7 protein-coding genes and 1 pseudogene are annotated in these 6,112 nt (G+C 62.6%); 2 read left to right on the top strand and 6 right to left on the bottom strand.

All coding sequences use genetic code 11. The features are described 5' to 3' along the window. The 6 genes from WCA53_RS02800 to WCA53_RS02775 form a co-directional block, all read right to left on the bottom strand. Positions 1-332: arginine N-succinyltransferase (locus tag WCA53_RS02800; RefSeq protein WP_423905231.1), on the bottom strand; the 332-nt coding region annotated here is incomplete at its 3' end. Next, positions 329-1,381 carry an arginine/ornithine succinyltransferase subunit alpha gene (gene aruF, locus WCA53_RS02795; RefSeq protein WP_423905228.1) on the bottom strand — a complete coding sequence of 351 codons (1,053 nt, stop codon included), beginning with the start codon at positions 1,379-1,381 and terminating at the stop codon, positions 329-331. The genes aruF and WCA53_RS02800, both read right to left, overlap by 4 nt. Positions 1,382-1,409: 28 nt before the next feature. After that, positions 1,410-2,621: an aspartate aminotransferase family protein gene (locus WCA53_RS02790; protein ID WP_423905225.1), complete on the bottom strand. Its 1,212-nt coding sequence runs from the start codon at positions 2,619-2,621 to the stop codon at positions 1,410-1,412. Positions 2,622-2,726: 105 nt separating this feature from the next. After that, positions 2,727-3,659, bottom strand: a complete 933-nt coding sequence (locus WCA53_RS02785; protein ID WP_423905233.1) for a GlxA family transcriptional regulator — start codon at positions 3,657-3,659, stop codon at positions 2,727-2,729. Positions 3,660-3,725: 66 nt separating this feature from the next. After that, on the bottom strand, positions 3,726-4,496 hold the full coding sequence (locus WCA53_RS02780; protein WP_423905232.1) for an ABC transporter ATP-binding protein: 771 nt from the start codon (positions 4,494-4,496) through the stop codon (positions 3,726-3,728). Between the two features lie 250 nt (positions 4,497-4,746). After that, complete coding sequence (locus tag WCA53_RS02775) at positions 4,747-5,169, bottom strand: hypothetical protein (RefSeq protein ID WP_423905224.1); 423 nt, start codon at positions 5,167-5,169, stop codon at positions 4,747-4,749. A 151-nt stretch (positions 5,170-5,320) separates the two neighbouring features. Between WCA53_RS02775 and WCA53_RS02770 the strand changes: the two genes are divergently transcribed. Next, positions 5,321-5,878 carry an N-acetyltransferase family protein gene (locus WCA53_RS02770; RefSeq protein WP_423905222.1) on the top strand — a complete coding sequence of 186 codons (558 nt, stop codon included), beginning with the start codon at positions 5,321-5,323 and terminating at the stop codon, positions 5,876-5,878. 81 nt (positions 5,879-5,959) lie between these two features. Beyond that, positions 5,960-6,112 (top strand): annotated as a pseudogene (locus WCA53_RS02765) (elongation factor); the annotation flags it as partial.

The raw sequence follows: 6,112 nt of genomic DNA, 5'->3' as shown, positions 1-6,112 counted from the left end.
TTCAGCAGCGACATCTTGGTCCACACGCCCAGATCGCGGCTGGCATGCACGACCGTCGACACACGATAGTTATAAAACGGCTGCTCCAGCCCGACTTCCGTTTCTATGCCGCACACGCCGGCAATATCGCCGGTCGCGGTGTCTTCCATCGCGAACAGGTATCCTGCCTCGAAGGCTTTAGCCTCATCGGCGAGCGTGCGTCGGGCACGTTCAACGCGCGCCGTCAGTGCATCGCGATCGGGCTTAAAGGTGGTGAGTCCCGGTCCGGTCTCGTGCGCGAGCGCGACGAGCGCGTCGACATCTCCAGGCTGCACGCAGCGGACGACGATCATTGCAATTCTCCCGAAGCCTGGTGAAGCGGCACGCAGCGTATCGACGCGTTGTCGGCGACGCCGAGGGCTTGTTTCAAGTCGTCGGAAAGCGGCGCGCCTTGCGTGCGTGCGGACGGCAGATCGCCCAGCGCGCAGCGGAACGCATGCGCACCGCCTGCGGCTATCAGATAGGGCAAGGCGGTTCCGGCATTGCCCTGCGCGCTGCGCACGACGCGAATCTCGTTTGCCACAACCGACGCGCTGCGCTCGACAGCAACCGTCAGGACGGGACCCGCATCGAAGATATCGACGAAGCGATCCGGCTCGAAACCCTCTTCCAGATGGATGTCATAAGCCAGCAAGGCGCCTTCGTCGGGCTCACCCAACACGCGTTGCGCTTCGGCCGGCAACAGCGGCACGTACAGCGGATAACTCGGCATCACTTCCGCGATGAACGTCCGGCTCCGGCCACCCGATTCGAGTTCGACCTGCTCGAAGTCGCGCCCGAAGAATTTGCGCCCGACGGCTTCCCAGAACGGCGATACACCCGCTGCATCGGTCACGCCGAGCATCAGGGAAAACACGTCCTCGGAGAAACGCTTGCGGTTGGCGGCCACGTACATCATGCGGGCGCGCGAAAGCAGATGCGCGGCGTCGTCGTGGGTCGTTTCGCGCACGTCCGGGTCGATGTAAAAGCCCGTCAACCGGCTCTTGCCCGTCAGCTCGTGCGACATGGTCAGTGCGTGAATCTTGCGGCTCACCTTGAGCTCACGCGACGCGTGGATCAACGCGTCATTGCGAAACGCGTAGAACGGCTCGGAATATCCCGCCGACGCCACGATGCTCGACGTCCCGAGCAACGCTTGCGTGCGCGTTTCCTCGATCACGAAGAGATAGAACTCCTCGCCGGGAAAATCGACATCGGCTCGAAACGAATCCTCCGACAGCGCGACGCGCGTTTCAAGCACGCCGCGATCGCGTGGCAGCGAGTGCAGGACCGGGTGCGCTGCGCGCGCCATCCGTTCGAGCGCGTCGAGATCGGAGAGTCTTGCGGGGCGGACGATCAGCATCGGCGGTTCCCTCGTAAAGATGACACGATCAACGCGCCACCTCGGCAATAGCCTTTTCGAGGCGCGCGAAGCCTTCGTCCAGATCGCTCATTGGCATGATCAGCGACGGCGCGAATCGCAGCACGTTCGGACCCGCAATCAGCATGATCACGCCGTGTTTCGCGGCGGCGTTCAGCACGTCCTTCGCGCGGTCCTTGAAGGCATCGGAGAGTTCCGCGCCAAGCAGCAGACCCTTGCCGCGAATTTCCTTGAAGATCTGAAACTGCGCGTCAATACGTGCCAGATGTGCCTTGATCGCCTCGCTGCGCTCTTTCACGCCTTCCAGCAACTGCGGGTCGCTGATCAACTCGACCACCTTGTCCGCAATCGATGCCCCCAGCGGATTGCCGCCGTAGGTCGTCCCATGAACGCCGACCTTGAAGACCGCCGCGATCTTCTCGGTCGTCAACATCGCGCCGATCGGAAAGCCGTTGCCGAGCGCCTTGGCCGTGGTGAGGATATCCGGCGTCACGCCGTAATCCATGTAGGCGTACAACGAGCCGGTACGGCCCACGCCCGTTTGCACCTCGTCGAATATCAGCAATGCGCCGTGCTGGTCGCACGCTTCGCGCAGGCCCTGGAGGAATGCGGGATCGGCGGGAAGCACGCCGCCTTCGCCCTGCACCGGTTCGACGATAACCGCGCAGGTTTGCGGGCCGATGGCCGTGCGGGCCTGCGCCAGATCGTTGAATGGCAGGTGCGTGATGCCTTGCGGCGTCGGGCCGAAACCTTCCGCGTATTTCGGCTGGCCGCCCACGCTGACGGTGAACAAGGTGCGCCCGTGGAACGACTGTGTGAACGAGATGATTTCGACTTTTTGCGGGCCGGCAGTGTCGATGGCGTAGCGGCGCGCCAGCTTCAATGCGGCTTCGTTCGCTTCCGCGCCCGAGTTCGCGAAGAACGCGCGGTCGGCGAAGGTCAGGCTGGTCAGGCGTTTCGCGAGACGCAATACGGGTTCGTTGGTGTAGCCGTTGCCGATATGCCAGAGCTTCTGGCCTTGATCATGCAGGACCTTGAGCAGTTCGGGATGGGCATGACCCAGCGCCGTCACTGCGATACCGCCCGCTAAGTCGATGTAGTCGCGCCCTTCCGTGTCCCAGATCCGCGAACCCAGCGCGCGATCCGGCACGAAAGCCGCCGGCGAGAAAACGGGAACCATTACTTCGTCGAAAGTCGCGCGCGTTACATTCAGATCCGTCATGAGCCACCTCGTGAGCGTGTTTATCCAACCTGCGTATTCTCAGATAGTAGGGGCTGGCACACGTTCCGTCTTGCGGGAACGCGACACGCTTCACGGTTGTTCGCTTCAGGAAATGGAAGATTCGCCGCGATTGCGCTCGATCCAGTCGCGCCGGTCTTCACGCGGCGTCACGCCGAAGCGCTCCCGGTACGCATTGGAGAAATGCGCCGCCGATGCAAACCCGCACGCAAGGCTGATCTGCACGACCGACTGGCTGCTGCGCTGGAGTTGTGTGCGCGCTTTGGACAGGCGCAGGTTGAGGTAGTACTTGGCCGGCATCGCGTTGAGATATTGCCGGAACAGCCGTTCGAGCTGACGACGTGAAATGCCGGCGAGCGCGGCGATTTCGTCGGTAGCGAGCGGCTCTTCAATATTCGCTTCCATCAACTGCAATGCGTCGTTCAGCCTCGGATTGCGCTCGCCCGGCGCGGTGATATACGGAATACGCTGGCGTTCTTCGCCCGTTCGCAATGTGTTGATGCCCAGCGAATCCGCGACTCGCTCGATCCGTTCACGCGTAAGCCAGCGCCCGAGCACTGACAGCATGAAATCAGACGTGGCCTGGCCGCCGCAACAGGTCGCGCGATCCCGATCCGTTTCGAAGATGTGCTGCGTGACGATGCAATCTTCGAATTGCTCCGTGAATTGTTGCGCCATGTCCCAGTTCACGGCCACGCGATATCCATCGAGCAATCCCGCCGATGCCAGCCACCAGACGCCATGATGAATGCCACTGACGAGGGGCGTGCGGGCCGCCACGCGCGCGAGCGATTGAAGAAACGGCCGTTGCGCGGCGAACGGGTGGAAGCGTTCGCTGAGGACGATCAGCCAGTCGCAATCGATCGCATCGCCGAACGCGGTATCGACGGCCACTTGCGCGCCGCCGCCCAATGCCACCGGCCTGCCGTCCACCGATAAAACCTGCCACTCGACCAAGGTCCGGCCATCGATTTCATTCGCCAGGCGCAGCGCGTCCAGGACCGGGCCGGCGCCGCTCATCGAACAAGGCGCGATCAGCGCGATTGCCACCCGCAGCGGCTTCGTGGCAGCGCGCAACTCCACGGATTACTTGAGGCTGCCGGACAGGAACTGCTGCAGCCGCTCGCTGGTCGGCCGGGCCAATACCTCGCCGGGCGCGCCCTCCTCTTCCGTGCGACCTTGATGCAGGAACATCACGTGATTCGAGACGTTGCGCGCGAAGCCCATTTCGTGCGTGACGACGATCATCGTGCGGCCCTCTTCCGCCAGCTTCTGCATGACCTTCAGCACTTCGCCCACCAGTTCGGGATCGAGTGCCGAGGTGGGTTCGTCGAAGAGCATCACGTCGGGATGCATGGCGAGCGCGCGGGCGATGGCCACCCGTTGCTGCTGCCCGCCCGACAGATGTGACGGATATTGCTTTTCCACCTTGGGTGCAAGGCCGACTTTCTCGAGACAGTCGCGCGCGCGTTCGAGCGCTTCCTTCTTCGATAACCCCAGCACATGCATGGGCGCTTCCATCACGTTCTCGATCGACGTCATGTGGGCCCACAAGTTGAAATGCTGGAACACCATGGCAAGCTTGGTGCGCACGCGCTGCAACTGCTTGTGGTCCGCGACTTCGAGATTGCCCATGCTGTCCGTCTTGGTGCGTACGGGCTCGCCGTCGACCACGATCTCGCCGGCATTGGGCCGTTCGAGGAAGTTGATGCAGCGCAGGAACGTACTTTTTCCCGATCCGCTCGAACCGATGATGCTGATGACGTCGCCGGCCCTGGCCGAAAGCGAGACGCCCTTGAGGACTTCGTTTTCGCCGAAGCGTTTGTGGATGTCGCGGACAACGAGTTTCGTGTCGATGTTGCTTGCTGCGGCGGGCGACGCGGCCGGCGACGCTGCGGGTGTGGATGAGTCCAACGAGTTCTCCCCGGTATGGTTCGGACCTTCAGTCCATGTCGATCATGGCGCGGATGCGCGGATTCTAACGAAAACGGACGGAGCTGAGACATTGGGGCTAATGGGGGGGCGGGGCGTAGCAGAAGGGCTCTACGCTCGCCCCACACTCACCGATAGCACAGCCGCCCTAATCCCCGTCCCCTGCGCCGAGCCCCTAAACCCCCGAAGCCAGCGCCTGGACCCTCCGCACAACTTGGCCGTTCGCCACGGCAATCTCCGGACTGGTCTGCAACATCGGCAGGTACCGGGCATCAAACACGGCGTTGCGGCTTTTCTGGTCTTTAGAACCGAACATCGTACTCACAGCCAGCGCCATCTCGACGCGTGCGCCAGACGTGGCCTCCGCATCATCCAGCACATCGTCTAGCGCCGCGATCAGCGTAGAAAGCGGCGCTAGCCACCGGTACGCGCTTCCATTGATGACGATCTGCAAGAACTCGCCCGGCGAAACCGGACCAAATTCACTTTCATGCTGCGCGCGCGAGGCGTCGAGGATCTCGCGATGCAAGGCCAGCAAAGGATGGCGCACGTCCTTTAGAAAACCAGTGGCGGCGGCATCGGGGACCGGAGTGCTCATGGTAGTTGTCCAAAACGGAAAATGGAATATTCCCGCCAAGCGTACACCTCCATGACAGACCCGCCGATCCCGCCCGTGACTCGTGAGAAAATCTCGCACAGGTGTTTCGGCAATCGCACGCCACACGACGCACTAACCAGGGAGGCATTCGATGGCTGAGTCAGGGAAAGTTGAACACAAGTCCGCATTCACCATCCGCGACGCGAACGCCGCCGATTTCGACACCATCGCGCGCATCTACGCACACTATGTGATCCATGCGGTCGCGACGTTCGAAGAAACGCCGCCGGATGCCGATGAAATGCGCGCCCGGCACGCCGTGATTACTGGCGCAGGGCTACCCTATCTCGTCGCCGAAGCAGACGGCGTGGTCGTAGGCTATACGTATGCGACGGCTTATCGGCCGCGCTCGGCGTATCGGCACACGATCGAGGATTCGGTGTATATCGCCGACGGCTGGCTCGGCCGCGGCCTCGGTCTTGCGCTGCTTGAAGCGCTGATCGCGCGCTGCGAAGCAGGACCCTGGCGACAGCTCGTAGCAGTGATCGCCTCTGGCAGCGACTCCGGTTCGATGGCCCTGCACACGCGCCTCGGCTTCGAGCATGTCGGCGTGTTGCGCAACGTCGGCTACAAGCATGGCGGCTGGGTCGATACGATCCTGATGCAACGTTCGCTCGGCGACGACAAACCAGTGATGCCACAACGCTAAAGCGTGAGCGGCGAGGGGGACGTCCGGACTTTCGCCTTACCATGACAAGCGTGCCCGCCCTTTTTTTAATCCGAGCTTTCGTTGCCCACCTACACCCTCGCCGCTACCGTCAGCGCTGAAATCGACATCCGCAAGAGCCGCTTCATCGCGCTGGCGATTCCCGTCGCCGATCGCGCTGCCGCCATGCGCGAACTCGACGCGCTGCGCGCGTTGCACCCTGGCGCGACGCATGTC

Source organism: Caballeronia sp., assembly GCF_049581465.1.
GTDB lineage: Bacteria > Pseudomonadota > Gammaproteobacteria > Burkholderiales > Burkholderiaceae > Caballeronia.
The sequence above is the reverse complement of the archived record's forward strand: the minus strand, read 5'-3'. Positions and strand labels throughout refer to the sequence as shown.

Coding starts and splice junctions, on each gene's coding strand:
- WCA53_RS02770 (WP_423905222.1), top strand. CDS start 5,321: ATGGCTGAGTCAGGGAAAGTTGAACACAAGTCCGCATTCACCATCCGC.
- WCA53_RS02775 (WP_423905224.1), bottom strand. CDS start 5,169: ATGAGCACTCCGGTCCCCGATGCCGCCGCCACTGGTTTTCTAAAGGAC.
- WCA53_RS02785 (WP_423905233.1), bottom strand. CDS start 3,659: ATGAGCGGCGCCGGCCCGGTCCTGGACGCGCTGCGCCTGGCGAATGAA.
- WCA53_RS02790 (WP_423905225.1), bottom strand. CDS start 2,621: ATGACGGATCTGAATGTAACGCGCGCGACTTTCGACGAAGTAATGGTT.
- aruF (WP_423905228.1), bottom strand. CDS start 1,381: ATGCTGATCGTCCGCCCCGCAAGACTCTCCGATCTCGACGCGCTCGAA.